At 67.8% G+C, this 16,575-nt stretch carries 12 protein-coding genes; 3 read left to right on the forward strand and 9 right to left on the reverse strand.

What is annotated here, in order from left to right; translation table 11 throughout:
* Nucleotides 1–5: 5 nt before the first annotated feature.
* From rpsJ to rpsL, 5 genes are all read right to left on the reverse strand, one after another.
* Complete coding sequence (gene rpsJ / locus E1269_RS24190) at nucleotides 6–314, reverse strand: 30S ribosomal protein S10 (RefSeq protein WP_026877498.1); 309 nt, start codon at nucleotides 312–314, stop codon at nucleotides 6–8.
* Nucleotides 315–789: 475 nt separating this feature from the next.
* Nucleotides 790–1,986 (reverse strand): elongation factor Tu, encoded by a 1,197-nt coding sequence (gene tuf / locus E1269_RS24195; RefSeq protein ID WP_131899385.1) that lies wholly within the window; start codon nucleotides 1,984–1,986, stop codon nucleotides 790–792.
* A 119-nt stretch (nucleotides 1,987–2,105) separates the two neighbouring features.
* Entirely contained in the window at nucleotides 2,106–4,211 is a 2,106-nt protein-coding gene (gene fusA, locus E1269_RS24200) for an elongation factor G (protein ID WP_131899387.1), read from the reverse strand.
* A 53-nt stretch (nucleotides 4,212–4,264) separates the two neighbouring features.
* On the reverse strand, nucleotides 4,265–4,735 hold the full coding sequence (rpsG, locus tag E1269_RS24205; RefSeq protein ID WP_026877501.1) for a 30S ribosomal protein S7: 471 nt from the start codon (nucleotides 4,733–4,735) through the stop codon (nucleotides 4,265–4,267).
* A 55-nt stretch (nucleotides 4,736–4,790) separates the two neighbouring features.
* The gene (rpsL, locus tag E1269_RS24210) at nucleotides 4,791–5,165 is read right to left on the reverse strand and encodes a 30S ribosomal protein S12 (protein ID WP_026877502.1); all 375 of its coding nucleotides are present in this window, start codon (nucleotides 5,163–5,165) and stop codon (nucleotides 4,791–4,793) included.
* Nucleotides 5,166–5,615: 450 nt separating this feature from the next.
* Between rpsL and E1269_RS24215 the strand changes: the two genes are divergently transcribed.
* From E1269_RS24215 to E1269_RS24225, 3 genes are read left to right on the forward strand one after another with little or no spacing between them, the layout of a single operon-like run.
* Complete coding sequence (locus E1269_RS24215) at nucleotides 5,616–6,548, forward strand: ADP-ribosyltransferase domain-containing protein (protein ID WP_162606607.1); 933 nt, start codon at nucleotides 5,616–5,618, stop codon at nucleotides 6,546–6,548.
* Entirely contained in the window at nucleotides 6,545–6,814 is a 270-nt protein-coding gene (locus tag E1269_RS24220) for a hypothetical protein (protein WP_131899391.1), read from the forward strand. Before E1269_RS24215 ends, E1269_RS24220 begins: the two co-directional genes overlap by 4 nt.
* Nucleotides 6,811–7,299 carry a hypothetical protein gene (locus E1269_RS24225; RefSeq protein WP_131899393.1) on the forward strand — a complete coding sequence of 163 codons (489 nt, stop codon included), beginning with the start codon at nucleotides 6,811–6,813 and terminating at the stop codon, nucleotides 7,297–7,299. The genes E1269_RS24220 and E1269_RS24225 overlap by 4 nt, the downstream gene beginning before the upstream one ends.
* A gap of 100 nt (nucleotides 7,300–7,399) precedes the next feature.
* On the opposite strand, the gene E1269_RS24230 is transcribed toward E1269_RS24225, so the two are convergent.
* The 4 genes from E1269_RS24230 to rplJ all read right to left on the reverse strand — a co-directional run bounded on the left by E1269_RS24230 (nucleotide 7,400) and on the right by rplJ (nucleotide 16,503).
* A complete protein-coding gene (locus tag E1269_RS24230; protein WP_131899395.1) occupies nucleotides 7,400–11,311 on the reverse strand; it encodes a DNA-directed RNA polymerase subunit beta' in 3,912 nt (1,303 codons plus the stop codon).
* A gap of 93 nt (nucleotides 11,312–11,404) precedes the next feature.
* Complete coding sequence (gene rpoB / locus E1269_RS24235; protein ID WP_239001010.1) at nucleotides 11,405–14,869, reverse strand: DNA-directed RNA polymerase subunit beta; 3,465 nt, start codon at nucleotides 14,867–14,869, stop codon at nucleotides 11,405–11,407.
* Nucleotides 14,870–15,330: 461 nt separating this feature from the next.
* Nucleotides 15,331–15,726 carry a 50S ribosomal protein L7/L12 gene (gene rplL / locus E1269_RS24240; RefSeq protein WP_131899397.1) on the reverse strand — a complete coding sequence of 132 codons (396 nt, stop codon included), beginning with the start codon at nucleotides 15,724–15,726 and terminating at the stop codon, nucleotides 15,331–15,333.
* A 72-nt stretch (nucleotides 15,727–15,798) separates the two neighbouring features.
* On the reverse strand, nucleotides 15,799–16,503 hold the full coding sequence (rplJ, locus tag E1269_RS24245; protein ID WP_131899399.1) for a 50S ribosomal protein L10: 705 nt from the start codon (nucleotides 16,501–16,503) through the stop codon (nucleotides 15,799–15,801).
* Between the last annotated feature and the right edge of the window lie 72 nt (nucleotides 16,504–16,575).

The raw sequence follows: 16,575 nt of genomic DNA on the forward strand, positions 1-16,575 counted from the left end.
GTCCCTTAGAGCTTGATCTCGATGTCGACGCCGGCCGGCAGGTCGAGACGCATGAGCGAGTCGACGGTCTTCGGCGTGGGGTCGATGATGTCGATGAGCCGCTTGTGCGTACGCATCTCGAAGTGCTCGCGGCTGTCCTTGTACTTGTGCGGCGACCGGATGACGCAGTACACGTTCTTCTCGGTAGGCAGCGGCACCGGGCCTGCGACCTGCGCACCCGTGCGCGTCACCGTGTCGACGATCTTCCGCGCCGACGTGTCGATGACCTCGTGGTCATAGGCCTTGAGCCGGATGCGGATCTTCTGTCCCGCCATGGCTGCTTGTCGTCCTCACTCTTCGTACTGCTAAGACCCGATCTGAACCAACACTGAGCTGCTGCTCCGCCGACCCCCGCGGTCGGGCGTGTCGCGCCGCGCGGCGAAACACGCCCGCGGCGAACACGCTGGTCATCGGGGTTAGACGGCCGGGCACGGCCACGCCCTGAGGGGCACTGCCGACCCATCGGAGTTCTTCGTCACCGGGCCCGGCTCCATAGCCGGTCCCCGCACGCATGGTGCAGACGTCGCCCTCCGCCGAGCAACCTGAACAGTATGCCAGATCAGATTGGCTGGGGCCAATCCTGGAAGGTCATGCAAGAACCGTCGGGCGACGGTGGGCCGAAGGTCCACCTGAGCCCTCGGTCCGGGCCTGATGTCGACCGGGGAGAGTTCGCGACCCTTGCATGACCCGACTTCTGAACTGGACTGCGGTACGAGGGGCGACCGGTCGGCCGCCCCTCGCCCTGTCGAACTACTTGAGGATCTTGGTGACGTTGCCGGCACCAACGGTCCGGCCACCCTCACGGATGGCGAACTTCAGGCCCTCGTCCATGGCCACCGGCTGGATCAGCTCGACGGACATGCTGGTGTTGTCGCCCGGCATGACCATCTCGGTGCCCTCGGGCAGCGTGACGACGCCGGTGACGTCCGTGGTCCGGAAGTAGAACTGCGGACGGTAGTTGTTGAAGAACGGCGTGTGACGCCCACCCTCGTCCTTGGACAGGATGTAGACCTGCGCCTCGAAGTTGGTGTGCGGGGTGTTGGTGCCCGGCTTCACGGCCACCATGCCACGCTCGACGTCCTCGCGCTTGGTACCGCGCAGCAGCAGACCGACGTTCTCACCGGCCCGGGCCTCGTCGAGGGTCTTCCGGAACATCTCGACCGCGGTGACCGTGGTCTTCTGCGCCGGGCCCGGACGGATGCCGACGAGCTCGACCTCCTCGTTGGCCTTGAGCACACCACGCTCGACACGACCGGTCACGACGGTGCCGCGGCCGGTGATGGTGAAGACGTCCTCGATCGGCATCAGGAACGGCTTGTCGGTCTCACGCACCGGGTCCGGCACGTTCTCGTCGACGGCCTCCATGAGGTCCTCGACGGTCTTGACCCACTCCGCGTCGCCCTCGAGCGCCTTGAGCGCCGAGACCTTGATGACCGGGACGTCGTCGCCCGGGAACTCGTACTCGGAGAGCAGCTCGCGGACCTCGAGCTCGACGAGCTCCAGGATCTCCTCGTCGTCCACCATGTCGGCCTTGTTGAGCGCCACCAGGATGTACGGCACGCCGACCTGACGGGCCAGCAGCACGTGCTCCTTGGTCTGCGGCATCGGGCCGTCCGTGGCGGCGACCACGAGGATCGCGCCGTCCATCTGCGCCGCGCCGGTGATCATGTTCTTGATGTAGTCGGCGTGACCGGGAGCGTCGACGTGCGCGTAGTGGCGCTTGTCCGTCTGGTACTCCACGTGCGCGATGTTGATGGTGATGCCGCGCTGCTTCTCTTCCGGGGCCTTGTCGATGTCATCGAACGGAGTGGCCTCGTTCAGCTCCGGATACTTCTCGTGCAGCACCTTGGTGATGGCAGCCGTCAGAGTGGTCTTGCCGTGGTCGACGTGACCGATGGTGCCAATGTTGACGTGCGGCTTGGTCCGCTCGAACTTCGCCTTAGCCACTGTGGGGTCCTCCTGTTGGGACTTCGTACGTTGCCGATTCCCGCTGTGCGGTGTGTTCGGCTGTCGTTATTTCGGTCGGGTTATCTCGATGGTGCAGCCGAGCCGAAGCTCCGCAGAGATTACTCTCCCCGGACCTTCTTGATGATCTCTTCCGCCACGTTCTTGGGAACCTCGGCGTAGGAGTCGAACTGCATCGAGTAGCTGGCCCGGCCCTGGGTCTTGCTGCGGAGGTCACCGACGTAGCCGAACATCTCCGACAGCGGGACCAGCGCCTTGACGATGCGCTGGCCGGCACGTTCCTCCATGGCCTGGATCTGACCACGGCGGGAGTTGAGGTCACCGATGACTTCACCCATGTAGTCCTCGGGCGTGGACACCTCGACCTCGAAAATCGGCTCGAGCAGCACCGGGTCGGCGCGCCGAGCAGCTTCCTTGAACGCCATCGAACCGGCGATCTTGAACGCCAGCTCCGACGAGTCGACGTCGTGGTACGCGCCGTCCTGCAGCGTGACCTTGACGTCCACCAGCGGGTAGCCGGCGACGACACCGAACTCCATGGCCTCCTGGCAGCCCTCGTCCACGGCGGGGATGTACTCCCGCGGGATGCGGCCACCGGTAACGGCGTTGACGAACTCGTAACCTCCGTCGCCGTCGCCGCCGGTCGGCTCGATGTCGATGATGACGCGGCCGAACTGGCCCGAGCCACCGGTCTGCTTCTTGTGCGTGTACTCGACCTTCTCCACCTTGCGGCGGATGGTCTCGCGGTAGGCCACCTGCGGCTTACCGACGTTGGCCTCGACCTTGAACTCGCGCTTCATGCGGTCGACGAGGATCTCCAGGTGCAGCTCGCCCATCCCGGAGATGATCGTCTGACCGGTGTCCTCGTCGGTGCGCACCTGGAAGGTGGGGTCCTCGTCGGCCAGCCGCTGGATGGCGGTGCCGAGCTTCTCCTGGTCGCTCTTCGTCTTCGGCTCGATGGCGACGGAGATGACCGGCGCCGGGAACTTCATCGACTCCAGGATGACCGGCTTGGCCGAGTCGGACAGCGTGTCACCGGTGGTGGTGTTCTTGAGACCCATCACCGCGACGATCTGGCCGGCGCTGGCTTTCTCGATCTCCTCACGCTTGTTCGCGTGCATCCGGTAGATCTTGCCGATGCGCTCCTTGTTGCCCTTGGTGCTGTTGAGCACCTGGGTACCGGCGGTCAGCGTGCCCGAGTAGACCCGGACGAACGTGAGCTTGCCGAGGTGCGGGTCGGCCATGATCTTGAACGCCAGCGACGACAGCGGGGCGTCCTCGTTCGGGTCGCGCGTGAGGATCTCGTCCTCGTTGTCGACCGCGTGGCCCTCGACCGAGCCGATGTCCAGCGGCGACGGCAGGTACCGCACGACGGCGTCGAGCATGGGCTGCACGCCCTTGTTCTTGAACGCCGAGCCGGTCAGCACCGGGGTCAGGTTGCCGGCGATGGTGGCCCGGCGGATCGCGGCGATCAACTCGTCGCGGTCGGGCTCCTTGCCGTCGAGGTAGAGCTCCATCATCGCCTCGTCGTTCTCGGCGAGGGTCTCGAGCAGCCGGTCGCGCCACTCCTGGGCGGCCTCGATGTGGGTGTCGGGGATGTCGACGGTGTCGTACATCTCGCCCAGCGGCGTCTCGGCCGACCAGACCAGGGCCTTCATGTCAACCAGGTCGACCAGGCCGCGGAAGTCGGCCTCGGCGCCGATCGGCAGCTGCAGGACCAGCGGGGTGGCCTTCAGCCGCGACACGATCATGTCGACGCAGCGGTGGAACTCCGCGCCGGTGCGGTCGAGCTTGTTGATGAAGCAGATACGCGGGACACCGTACTTGTTGGCCTGGTGCCAGACGGTCTCCGACTGCGGCTCCACACCAGCGACGCCGTCGAACACGGCCACCGCGCCGTCCAGGACGCGCAGCGACCGCTCGACCTCGACGGTGAAGTCGACGTGGCCGGGCGTGTCGATGATGTTGATGGTGTGGTCGTCCCACTCACAGGTGGTCGCGGCCGAGGTGATGGTGATGCCGCGTTCCTGCTCCTGCTCCATCCAGTCCATGGTGGCAGCGCCATCGTGGACCTCACCGATCTTGTAGTTGATACCGGTGTAGTACAGGATCCGCTCGGTGGTGGTGGTCTTGCCGGCGTCGATGTGGGCCATGATGCCGATGTTGCGGACCTTGGCCAGATCGAGCTTGCGGAGGTCGGTCGCCATGTTCGTGCGTTCGCTTCCTTAGGTGTGGTCTCGTCGACTCAGCCGCTGACGAACTACCAGCGGTAGTGTGCGAAGGCCTTGTTCGACTCGGCCATCTTGTGGGTGTCCTCGCGCCGCTTCACGCTGGCGCCAAGGCCGTTGGAGGCGTCGAGGATCTCGTTCATGAGGCGCTCCGTCATGGTCTTCTCACGACGGGCGCGGGAGTAGCTGACCAGCCAGCGCAGGGCCAGTGTGGTGCTGCGGCCGGCGCGCACCTCGATCGGCACCTGGTAGGTCGCGCCACCGACGCGGCGGCTGCGGACCTCGAGGGTCGGCTTGACGTTGTCGAGCGCACGCTTCAGGGTGACGACGGGGTCCGTGCCGGTCTTCTCCCGGCAGCCCTCGAGGGCGCCGTGGACGATGCTCTCGGCGACGGACTTCTTTCCGTCGACGAGGACCTTGTTGACCAGCTGGGTGACCAGCGGCGAGCCGTAGACCGGGTCGACGACGACCGGTCGCTTGGGTGCTGGGCCCTTGCGCGGCATCAGAAGTTCTCCTTAGCGCTGCTACGACTGCTGGAGCCAATCTTGGGGCGCGACATCAGCTCTTCTCCTTCTTCGCGCCGTACCGGCTGCGTGCCTGCTTGCGGTTCTTGACGCCCTGGGTGTCGAGCGAGCCGCGGATGATCTTGTAACGAACGCCGGGCAGGTCCTTCACTCGGCCGCCGCGCACGAGCACCATGGAGTGCTCCTGCAGGTTGTGGCCGACGCCCGGGATGTACGCGGTGACCTCGATCTGGCTGGTCAACTTGACGCGGGCGACCTTGCGAAGCGCCGAGTTCGGCTTCTTCGGGGTGGTGGTGTACACACGGGTGCACACGCCGCGCCGCTGCGGGCTGCCCTTGAGCGCCGGGGTCTTGTTCTTGGCGACCTTGTCCTGGCGGCCCTTGCGGACCAACTGCTGGATCGTAGGCACTACGTCTCCGTGTCCTCTGCTGTGTCGAACTGCCTCGACTCGTCTGGTTTCCGGGGTTCACACCGCTCGCTCGCCGATGTCGGCGCAGGTCACGGGCGCCTTGACGCGACCCCCGCGGTCGGGCGTGTCGGCCCGGTCCCACGCCGCACGATCAGGCTCCCGATCGGTGTGGTCGGTTGATCTGTCCGGTATGCGCCCGCGTCTGACGCTAGGCGCGCCGGATTGCCCGGAGCAGTCCAGGCACGAAGACTGAGGTTACCTGGTCAAGGGGACCCAGGTCAAAGTGGGCGCCTCCCGAGAACCGGGGCGCCTTGAAGGCAAGATATCCCACCCCCGCCGCTGGGTCACGCCCGCGCGCCGCGAGACGCCATGCCGGTTTCGGCGCGGGGCTCGCCGACGCACCCCGCCGGCCGGTGTCACAGCGGCCGCCACGCACCCACCTACAGGGCCATGAAGCGCTCAGCCGGCACGGGGCGGCCCGGCTCCGTCCGATCGTCGGTCGACGCGCTCACGCGCCTGTCCGAGGCCACCTGCGACGAGTTCGACCGGCTGAGCCGCGGCATTCGGGCCGACGTCGCACGGATCGCCGGCGTGATCGGTGCCGCCCCTGCCGGCCCGCTCGTTCACGACGCCGCCCTGCGCCAGCTCGGTACCGAGCTGGCGCGCCTGGTCGACGGCGCCCGCGACCAGGTCGGTGCTGCCATCGGCGCCGAGATCGGCGCCCTGGCGGCGCTGCTCGGACCGGCCGGCGTCGCGGTCGCGGGCACCGCGCCCACGACGGACGTCGCCCCGTCCGCTCGCACCGCGACCGCCGAGGCGCCGCCGCTGCCTGAGCTCGACGACATCGCCGCTCCCAAGGGCACGCGCCAGTGGGCCGAGGCCGTCGCCGAGCGCTACCCCCGGCTCACCGCCGACGAGGTGCTGGCCATCCATGCCTACACGACCGTACGCGGCGTGGACCGCATCAACGGGCACCTGCGAGCACCCGAGCAGACGCCGGCGGCCGACCGCGACGAGATCGAGACGCTGGCCGCCCACGCCGTCGCCGGCCTCACCGCGCTGCCCGCCAGCCCTGGGGTCACGTTCCGCGGCACTGGCCTGCCCGACCACGTCCTGGCCCGCTGGGAGCGAGGCAGCGTGGTCGCCGACCCCGCGTTCCTCAGCTCGTCGGCGAACCGCGCCGTCGCCGAGAGCTTCCGCGGCGGCAGGAACGCGCTCATCACCATCGTCGGGCGCACCGGCGTCGACGTGCGGAAGCTGTCGCAGTTCGGGCACGAGTCGGAGATCCTCTTCCGCCCGGACACGCCGTTTCGGGTCCTGAGCCGAAGGTGGGACCATACGGTGGGTTGTTGGCGGATTCGAGTCGAGGAGATCACCGCATGAGCTTCGACTGGGACGAGTACGACAAGCTCAGTGACGAGGAGAAGGCCGCGTACCTCGACACGGTCGAGGACGCGGCGCTGGAGGCGTCGCAGGGCGAGACGTTCCCCCCTGGCGCACTCGGGCTGGAGAAGGGCCGCCACCCGGAGGGTCTCGACCTGGTCGGCTACGAGAAGCCCGACGGGACCATCCACTACTACACCGAGGACGAGAAGCGGGCGCTCTCCGCCGACGACCAGCAGGACGCCGACGACGAGGACTCCGCATGAGCGAGCCGCTTCCGGGGCTCGTCACCGCCCTGGGCAAGCTCCCGCCGTCGCCCGCGCTCACCTACCGTGGGCTCGGCCCCGACGCCGGCGCGCCCGACGGCACGCTCGTCACCCAGGAGCTCACGGCCACCTCCCGCGACCCGCGCGTTGCCACCGAGAACTTCACCTCGGCCGGCCTGTTCGCCATCGCCGGGCACCAGGGCCGCGATCTCGCCGTCCTCTCCCAGAACCCGGGCGAGGCCGAGATCGTCCACCTGCCCGGCACCGTGCTCAAGCCGGTGCGGACGTTCGTGCACGACGACGGCCTCGAGGTCCACGTACTCGAGGAGCTGCGTCCGGACCACGACCCGCCCGCGGCACCGGCCGGGCTGCCGGCCTCCCTGGAGGAGCTGGTGACGCGGGTCCGCGACGACGTCGCCGCCGCGCTGCGCCGGGCGCCGGTCACCGTCACGACACCGGGCAAGTTCAGCGGCGGCCTGCGCTGAGCCCACCGCTCGGCTGTCACCCGGAAACAGAACAGCGGCGCCGCCGTCCCTCACGCGGACGGCGGCGCCGCTGGTCATTCAGACCGCGACTCGCGCAACGTCAGTTGTACGAGCCGAAGTCGTAATCCTCCAGGCGCACGGCCTCGCCGGAGCCCTGGCCGAACTCGTAGTCGGAGTAGTCGGCGCCGTAGTCGACCATGGAGTACATGGCCGCCTTGGCCTCCTCGGTGGGCTCGACCCGCAGGTTGCGGTAACGGGGCAGGCCCGTACCGGCCGGGATGAGCTTACCGAGGATGACGTTCTCCTTCAGACCGATCAGCGGGTCGGACTTGGCGTTGATGGCCGCCTCCGTGAGCACCCGCGTGGTCTCCTGGAATGACGCCGCGGACAGCCACGAGTCAGTGGCCAGCGACGCCTTCGTGATGCCCATCAGCTGCGGACGACCGGAGGCCGGCTGGCCGCCCTCGGCCACCGCACGACGGTTCTCCTCCTCGAAGCGGGACCGCTCGACCAGCTCACCGGGGAGCAGGTCGGTGGTGCCGCTCTCGAGCACCGTGACCCGGCGCAGCATCTGCCGCACGATGATCTCGATGTGCTTGTCGTGGATGGACACACCCTGCGACCGGTAGACCTCCTGGACCTGGTCGGTTAGGAAGACCTGGACCGCCCGCTGGCCCTGGACCCGCAGCACGTCGTGCGGGTCGGCCGTACCGGAGTGCAGCAGCTCGCCGACGTCGACGTGGTCGGTGTCCTGCACGCGCCATTGGGCGATGCCCGGCGCGCGCCGGTTGGTCCACTCGAAGACACGCCGCGACAGCGGGAAGGACTGCTCGTCGCTGCCGTCGTCGGGGACGATGACGGCGTGGGCGCCCTTGGCGTCCTCCTCGATACGGACCCGGCCGGACACCTCCGCGAGCGGAGCCTTGCCCTTCGGGGCGCGCGCCTCGAACAGCTCGACCACACGCGGCAGACCGTGCGTGATGTCCTCACCGGCAACACCGCCGGTGTGGAACGTCCGCATGGTCAGCTGGGTGCCGGGCTCGCCGATCGACTGGGCGGCGATGATGCCGACGGCCTCGCCGACGTCCACCAGCTTGCCCGAGGCCAGCGACCGGCCGTAGCACATGGCGCAGACGCCGGTCTTGCTCTCGCAGGTCAGCACGCTGCGCACGCGGACGTTCTCGACGCCCGCGGCCACCAGGCGGCCGATCTCGACGTCGCCGAGGTCGTCACCGGCGGAGGCGACCTTCGACCCGTCCGGGGCCATGACATCCTCAACCAGCGACCGGGCGTAGACCGAGGTCTCGACGTGCTCGTCGACGACGAGCTTGCCATCAGCGCCCGCCGCGGCGATCGGCAGTGTCAGGCCGCGGTCGGTGCCGCAGTCGATCTCTCGGATGATGACGTCCTGCGAGACGTCCACCAGACGACGGGTGAGGTACCCGGAGTCGGCGGTACGCAGCGCGGTGTCGGCCAGACCCTTACGAGCACCGTGGGTGGAGATGAAGAACTCCACCACGGTCAGGCCCTCGCGGAAGCTCGCCTTGATCGGCCGCGGGATGGTCTCACCCTTCGGGTTGGCGACCAGTCCGCGCATGCCGGCCAGCTGCCGGATCTGCATCCAGTTACCACGGGCACCGGAGGTGACCATGATGTCGATGGCGTTCTCCGACGTGAACGACTCGCGCATCGCCTCGTCGACGGCGTTGGTGGCGTCGGTCCAGATGTCGATGAGCTCCTCGCGCCGCTCGCCGTCGGAGATGACACCGCGGGCGAAGTTGCGCTCGACCTTCTCGGCCTTGGCTTCGAAGCCCTCCAGGATCTGCGCCTTGGTGTCCGGCGCCACGACGTCGTCGAACGACACCGTCACACCCGAGCGGGTGGCCCAGTGGAACCCGATCTCCTTCAGCGCGTCCAGCGTGGCCGCCACCTGGATCTTCGGGTACCGCTCGGCGAGGTCGTTGACGATGATGCCCAGCTGCTTCTTGTCGACGACGGCGTCGACGAACGGGTAATCCAGCGGCAGCGCCTCGTTGAACAGCGCCCGGCCCAGGGTGGTCCGCAGCGTCAGCGGCTGACCGGCCTCCCAGCCCTCGGGGACCTCGAAGCCGGCCGGCGGCACGACGTCGTTCACCCGGATGGTGATCGGCGCCTGCAGCGACAGCTCACCCCGGTCGAACGCGGCGATGCCCTCGGCTACGGACGAGAACGCCCGGCCCTCACCGATCTGGTCGCCACGGTCGGAGGTCAGGAAGAAGATGCCCAGCACCATGTCCTGCGTCGGCATGGTCACCGGCCGGCCGTCGGCCGGCTTGAGGATGTTGTTGCTGGACAGCATCAGGACCCTGGCCTCGGCCTGCGCCTCGGCGGACAGCGGCAGGTGCACCGCCATCTGGTCGCCGTCGAAGTCGGCGTTGAAAGCCGTGCAGACCAGCGGGTGGATCTGGATCGCCTTGCCCTCGATGAGCTGCGGCTCGAACGCCTGGATGCCGAGACGGTGCAGCGTCGGCGCCCGGTTCAGCAACACCGGGTGCTCGGCGATGACCTCCTCCAGCACGTCCCAGACGACCGGGCGGGCCCGCTCGACCATGCGCTTGGCGCTCTTGATGTTCTGCGCGTGCGAGAGGTCGACCAGCCGCTTCATGACGAACGGCTTGAACAGCTCGATCGCCATGCCCTTGGGCAGGCCGCACTGGTGCAGCTTGAGCTGCGGACCGACGACGATGACCGAACGGCCGGAGTAGTCGACGCGCTTGCCCAGCAGGTTTTGGCGGAACCGGCCCTGCTTGCCCTTGAGCATGTCGGAGATCGACTTCAGCGGACGGTTGCCCGGCCCGGTGACCGGACGACCGCGGCGGCCGTTGTCGAACAGCGCGTCCACGGACTCCTGCAGCATCCGCTTCTCGTTGTTGACGATGATCTCCGGAGCGCCCAGGTCGAGCAGTCGCTTGAGGCGGTTGTTCCGGTTGATCACCCGGCGGTACAGGTCGTTGAGGTCGCTGGTGGCGAACCGGCCACCGTCGAGCTGCACCATCGGGCGCAGGTCCGGCGGGATGACCGGGACGGCGTCCAGCACCATGCCGCGCGGGTCGTTGCGGGTGGTGAGGAACGGCGAGACGACCTTGAGCCGCTTCAGCGCACGGGTCTTCTTCTGTCCCTTGCCGCTGCGGATCAGCTCACGAAGCTTCTCCGCCTCGGCCTCGAGGTCGAAGGTCTCCAGGCGCTCCTTGATGGCCTGCGCGCCCATGCCGCCGCGGAAGTACTGACCGAAACGGTCGCGCATCTCGCGGTAGAGCAGCTCGTCGCCCTCGAGGTCCTGGACCTTGAGGTTGCGGAAGCGGTCCCACACGGCGTTGAGACGGTCGATCTCAGCCTCGGAGCGCTTGCGCAGCTGGCTCATCTCACGCTCGGCGGACTCCTTGACCTTGCGGCGCGCGTCGCCCTTTGCGCCCTCGGCCTCGAGCTCGGCCAGGTCGGCCTCGAGCTTCTTGGCCCGGGCCTCGACATCGGCGTCGCGGCGCTGCTCGATCTGCTTGCGCTCGACGTCGATCTGGCCCTCGAGCGAGGACAGGTCGCGGTGCCGCGCCTCCTCGTCGACCCAGGTGATCATGTAGGCGGCGAAGTAGATGACCTTCTCGAGGTCCTTCGGGGCCAGGTCGAGCAGGTACCCGAGCCGGGACGGCACACCCTTGAAGTACCAGATGTGCGTGACCGGCGCGGCCAGCTCGATGTGGCCCATCCGCTCGCGGCGCACCTTGGCACGCGTGACCTCGACGCCACAGCGCTCACAGATGATGCCCTTGAAGCGGACGCGCTTGTACTTGCCGCAGTAGCACTCCCAGTCGCGGGTGGGGCCGAAGATCTTCTCGCAGAAGAGCCCGTCCTTCTCCGGCTTGAGGGTGCGGTAGTTGATGGTTTCAGGCTTCTTGACCTCGCCATGCGACCACTCACGAATGTTGTCGGCGGTCGCGAGGCCGATGCGTAGCTCGTCGAAGAAGTTGACGTCGAGCACGTGTTTCCTTCTCTCAGATGTCGTCGTCAGGTCTTACGGGTGTGGCTGGCGGACGTGGGAGGCCGCGCCGGAAGGGCGGCCTCCCACCACCCGTCAGACCTCTTCGACGCTGCTCGGCTCGCGCCGGGACAGGTCGATTCCGAGTTCTTCAGCAGCGCGGAAGACGTCCTCGTCGGTCTCTCGCATCTCGATCTGGGAACCGTCGCTGGAGAGCACCTCGACGTTGAGGCACAACGCCTGCATCTCCTTGAAGAGCACCTTGAACGACTCGGGGATCCCCGACTCGGGGATGTTCTCGCCCTTGACGATGGCCTCGTACACCTTGACTCGGCCCGGCACGTCGTCGGACTTGATGGTCAGCAGCTCCTGCAGCGCGTACGCCGCGCCGTAGGCCTGCAGAGCCCAGACCTCCATCTCACCGAAGCGCTGGCCGCCGAACTGCGCCTTGCCACCCAGCGGCTGCTGGGTGACCATCGAGTACGGACCCGTGGACCGGGCGTGGATCTTGTCGTCGACGTGGTGGTTGAGCTTGAGTATGTACATGTAGCCCACCGCCACCGGCTTCGGGAACGGCTCGCCGGACCGACCGTCGAACAGCTGCGCCTTGCCGTCGCCGCCCACCAGGCGAGCGTCGTCGCGGGTCTTCAGCGTCGAGGCCAGTAGGCCGGCGATCTCGTCCTCGCGGGCGCCGTCGAACACCGGCGTAGCCACCTTGGTGTTCGCCGGCGCCTCGCCGGCGCCGATGGCCCGCAGGCGGGTCTTCCACTCCTCGTCGTCGCCCTCGACCTCCCAGCCGGTCTTGGCCACCCACCCGAGGTGGGTCTCCATGACCTGGCCGAGGTTCATCCGGCTGGGCACGCCCAACGGGTTGAGCACCATGTCGACCGCGGTGCCGTCCTCGAGGAACGGCATGTCCTCGACCGGGAGGATCTTGGCGATGACGCCCTTGTTGCCGTGGCGGCCGGCCAGCTTGTCGCCGTCCTGGATCTTGCGCATCTGCGCGATGTAGACGCGGACCAGCTGGTTGACGCCCGGCGGGAGCTCGTCGCCCTCGTCGCGGTCGAACACTCGCACCCCGATGACCTTGCCGGACTCGCCGTGCGGGACCTTCAGCGACGTGTCGCGCACCTCGCGCGCCTTCTCGCCGAAGATCGCCCGGAGCAGCCGCTCCTCGGGGGTCAGCTCGGTCTCACCCTTGGGCGTGACCTTGCCGACGAGGATGTCGCCGTTGGTGACCTCCGCGCCGATCCGGATGATGCCGCGCTCGTCGAGGTCGGCGAGGACCTCGTCGGACACGTTCGGGATGTCGCGGGTGATCTCCTCCGGGCCCAGCTTGGTATCGCGGGCATCCACCTCGTGCTCCTCGATCTTGATCGAGGTGAGGACGTCGTCCTGGATCAGCCGCTGCGAGATGACGATGGCGTCCTCGTAGTTGTGACCCTCCCAGGACATGAACGCCACCAGCAGGTTCTTGCCCAGCGCCATCTCACCCAGCTCGGTGGACGGGCCGTCGGCGATGACCTGGCCGGCCTCGACCCGCTGCCCCTCGTCGACGATGGGCCGCTGGTTGATGCACGACCCGGCGTTGGACCGGCGGAACTTCGCCAGCTGGTAGGTCTGGTACGTGCCGTCGTCGGCCATGATCGTGACGTAGTCGGCCGACAGCTCGGTGACCACACCGCTCTTCTCGGCCAGCACGACGTCACCGGCGTCCTCGGCCGCATGCGACTCCATGCCCGTGCCGACCAGCGGCGCCTCGGAGCGCAGCAGCGGCACGGCCTGGCGCTGCATGTTGGAACCCATGAGCGCGCGGTTGGCGTCGTCGTGCTCCAGGAACGGGATCATGGCGGTGGCGACGGAGACCATCTGCCGCGGCGACACGTCCATGTAGTCGACCTGGTCGCCCGGCACCGTCTCGATCTCGCCGCCACGCTTGCGGACCAGCACCTTGTCCTCTGCGAAGCCGCCGTTGTCGGTCAGCGGCGCGTTGGCCTGCGCGATGACCCGGCGGTCCTCCTCATCAGCACTCAGGTACTCGATGTCGTCGGTAACCCGGCCGTCGACGACCCGGCGATACGGCGTCTCGATGAAACCGAAGGCGTTGATGCGACCGTAGGTCGCCAGCGAACCGATCAGACCGATGTTCGGACCCTCAGGGGTCTCGATCGGGCACATGCGGCCGTAGTGCGACGGGTGGACGTCACGAACCTCCATGCCGGCGCGCTCACGCGACAGACCGCCCGGACCCAGCGCGGAGAGCCGGCGCTTGTGCGTCAGCCCGGCCAGCGGGTTGGTCTGGTCCATGAACTGCGACAGCTGGGAAGTTCCGAAGAACTCCTTGATCGCTGCCACGACCGGCCGGATGTTGATCAGCGTCTGCGGCGTGATGGCCTCGACGTCCTGGGTGGTCATGCGCTCACGGACGACGCGCTCCATCCGGGACAGACCGGTGCGGACCTGGTTCTGGATGAGCTCGCCCACCGTGCGCAGCCGGCGGTTGCCGAAGTGGTCGATGTCGTCCACCTCGACCGGGACGGTGAGCTCGCCGTTGGTGAGCTCGGCCTCGCCGGCGTGCAGCCGCACCAGGTAGCGCAGCGTGCCGATGATGTCGTCGATGGTCAGCGTGCTCTGGTCCAGCGGCTGCTCCAGGCCGAGCTTCTTGCCCAGCTTGTAGCGGCCGACCTTGGCCAGGTCGTAGCGCTTGGGGTTGAAGTAGGCGTTCTCGAGCAGCTGCTGGGCGGCCTCCCGCGTCGGCGGCTCACCCGGGCGCATCTTGCGGTAGATGTCGAGCAGCGCCTCGTCCTGGGTGGTGGTGTGGTCCTTCTCCAGGGTGGCGCGCATCGACTCGTAGTCGCCGAACTCCTCGAGGATCTGCTCGTTTGTCCAGCCCATGGCTTTGAGCAGCACGGTGACGTTCTGCTTGCGCTTGCGGTCCAGGCGAACGCCGACCATGTCGCGCTTGTCGATCTCGAACTCCAGCCACGCACCCCGGGACGGGATGACCTTGGCCGTGTAGATGTCCTTGTCCGAGGTCTTGTCGAGCGAGCGCTCGAAGTAGACACCCGGCGACCGCACCAACTGCGAGACGACGACCCGCTCGGTGCCGTTGACGATGAACGTCCCCTTCGGGGTCATGAGCGGGAAGTCGCCCATGAAGACCGTCTGGGACTTGATCTCACCGGTCTCGTTGTTGATGAACTCCGCGGTGACGAACAGCGGCGCCGAGTACGTGAAGTCACGCATCTTGCACTCGTCGATGCTGTTCTTGGGGTCCTCGAATCGAGGGTTGGAGAACGACAGCGACATAGTCGCCGAGAAGTCCTCGATGGGGCTGATCTCGTCGAGGATCTCCTGCAGGCCCGACGTGGTGTTGACGTCGGTGCGCCCCTCGGCCTCGGCGGCGGCGACACGCGCCTGCCAGCGCTCGTTGCCGAGCAGCCAATCGAAGCTATCTATCTGAAGGGCGAGAAGGTTCGGAACATCCAGGGGTTCGCGAATCTTGGCGAAGGAGATACGACGCGAGACAGAGCCAGCAGTGGTGGTAGGCGTGACGGCCAACAGGGGTCCTTCCGAGGGCACACGGTCGGAATGCAAGCGCGGTCCTCAACCCACACGGGCAGCATCGGCGAAGGGCAGCGCAAAGCTGCAGTCTAACCCAAAGGGCACACTGCTGTCGAGTGGTACGCCACTCTGCCCGTCTTTCTCCCTGGCATCTCCCACCTCGGTGCTACCTCAGCATCTCGTCAGGAGGTCACCCGCGTCAAGCACCGACGCCCGCGATGTGGTCGATTTCTCCCCTTGGTCACCGCGTCCGGCCTGGTCACGCCCCGGATGAGAGTGGCCGAACAGTTGTCCAAGAATTTGACCTTCGCGGCGTGCCACCACGCGCTCAGGGCGCCGGTGATCGACAAGAGCCGGCTACGGCCGCTGACACGGAAACGGCCGGGTCCGGCACCCACGAAGGGATGCCGGACCCGGCCGTTCGAAGCTGACGCGCGGTCGCGGACCGGGTCAGTGCCTCACTTGACCGAGACGGTGGCGCCAGCGGCCTCGAGGGCCTCCTTGGCCTTGTCCGCGGCCTCCTTGTTGACCTTCTCCAGCAGCGGCTTCGGCGCGGCCTCGACAAGGTCCTTGGCCTCCTTGAGGCCGAGCGAGGTGAGCGCGCGGACCTCCTTGATGACCTGGATCTTCTTGTCGCCGGCGGCCTCGAGGACGACATCGAACTCGTCCTTCTCCTCGGCGGCGGCCTCGCCACCACCAGCGCCACCGGCGGCCGGCGGGGCAGCCGCGACGGCGACCGGAGCGGCCGCGGTGACCTCGAAGGTCTCCTCGAACTTCTTCACGAACTCGGAGAGCTCGATGAGGGACATCTCCTTGAACGCGTCCAGGAGCTCCTCGGTGTTGAGCTTCGCCATGGTGGCGGTTTTCCTTTCTGTGGTCGGCTGATGCCGGTTGTCGTACGGGCTCGGGGTATGACGACCCCCGGGTCAGCCCTCGTTCTGCTCCGTCGCCTCGGCGGCTGCCTCGGTCTCGGTCGCCTCGGCAGCCGGCGTCCCTTCGGCCGGCGCCTCGGCAGGGGCCTCGGTCTCGGTCGCCTCAGCGGGCGCCTCGGCCTCGGCAGCGGGCTCCTCCGCGACGGCGGCCGGCGTGCCGGCTCCGCCCGCGAGGATGCTGGGGTCCGCCTCGGCCTTCTGCCGCAGCGCCTCGATGACGCGAGCGGTCTGCGACAGCGGCGCGGCGAACAGCGACACCGCGTTCTGCAGCGACGCCTTCATCGCACCGGCCAGCTTGGCCAGCAGGACCTCGCGCGACTCGAGGTCGGCGAGCTTCGTGATCTCGTCGCTCGAGAGCGGCGCGCCGTCGAGCAGGCCGCCCTTCACGACGAGGACGGGGTTGGCCTTGGCGAAGTCACGCAGGCCCTTCGCGGCCTCCACCGGGTCGCCCTTGACGAAGGCGATGGCCGACGGGCCGCTGAGGTACTGCTCGAGACTGTCGATCCCGGCTTCCTTGGCCGCGATCTTGGTCAGCGTGTTCTTCACCACGGCGTAGGACGCGTTCCCACCGAGCGACCGACGAAGCTCCGTCAGCTGCTTGACGGTGAGGCCGCGGTACTCGGTCAGCACGACCGCGTTGCTCGCGCGGAACTCGTCCGCCAGCTCGGCGACCGCGGCTGCCTTGTCAGGCCTCGCCATGCGGCTCCTTCTCCAGATGGTGGTGCCGGCGAGCCCGCGAACATGGAAAACGCCCCGGCGCAGGCGCGGGGC

Origin of the sequence: Jiangella asiatica, assembly GCF_004349065.1 — a bacterium.
Taxonomy (GTDB): domain Bacteria; phylum Actinomycetota; class Actinomycetes; order Jiangellales; family Jiangellaceae; genus Jiangella; species Jiangella asiatica.

Coding starts and splice junctions, on each gene's coding strand:
- rplL (WP_131899397.1), bottom strand. CDS start 15,726: ATGGCGAAGCTCAACACCGAGGAGCTCCTGGACGCGTTCAAGGAGATG.
- E1269_RS24225 (WP_131899393.1), top strand. CDS start 6,811: ATGAGCGAGCCGCTTCCGGGGCTCGTCACCGCCCTGGGCAAGCTCCCG.
- rplJ (WP_131899399.1), bottom strand. CDS start 16,503: ATGGCGAGGCCTGACAAGGCAGCCGCGGTCGCCGAGCTGGCGGACGAG.
- rpsG (WP_026877501.1), bottom strand. CDS start 4,735: ATGCCGCGCAAGGGCCCAGCACCCAAGCGACCGGTCGTCGTCGACCCG.
- fusA (WP_131899387.1), bottom strand. CDS start 4,211: ATGGCGACCGACCTCCGCAAGCTCGATCTGGCCAAGGTCCGCAACATC.
- E1269_RS24215 (WP_162606607.1), top strand. CDS start 5,616: ATGAAGCGCTCAGCCGGCACGGGGCGGCCCGGCTCCGTCCGATCGTCG.
- rpsJ (WP_026877498.1), bottom strand. CDS start 314: ATGGCGGGACAGAAGATCCGCATCCGGCTCAAGGCCTATGACCACGAG.
- E1269_RS24220 (WP_131899391.1), top strand. CDS start 6,545: ATGAGCTTCGACTGGGACGAGTACGACAAGCTCAGTGACGAGGAGAAG.